The 332-nt window shown below is 58.1% G+C and carries 1 rRNA gene; it reads left to right on the plus strand.

Features of this window, described 5'->3' with window-relative positions:
* Positions 1 to 311, plus strand: a 23S ribosomal RNA gene (locus HG542_RS34330); the annotation flags it as partial.
* Positions 312 to 332: the final 21 nt, after the last annotated feature.

Genomic DNA, 332 nt, shown 5'->3' on the forward strand with positions numbered 1-332 from the left:
ACGTCGTGAGACAGTTCGGTCCCTATCCGCTGTGCGCGTAGGAGTCTTGAGAAGGGCTGTCCCTAGTACGAGAGGACCGGGACGGACGAACCTCTGGTGTGCCAGTTGTTCTGCCAAGGGCATGGCTGGTTGGCTACGTTCGGGAGGGATAACCGCTGAAAGCATCTAAGCGGGAAGCCTGCTTCGAGATGAGGACTCCCACCCACTTGATGGGGTAAGGCTCCCAGTAGACGACTGGGTTGATAGGCCAGGTGTGGAAGACCGGTAACGGTTGGAGCTGACTGGTACTAATAGGCCGAGGGCTTGTCCTCAGTTGCTCGCGTCCACTGTGT

Source organism: Streptomyces morookaense, assembly GCF_013030945.1.
Taxonomy (GTDB): Bacteria; Actinomycetota; Actinomycetes; order Streptomycetales; family Streptomycetaceae; genus Streptomyces; species Streptomyces morookaensis.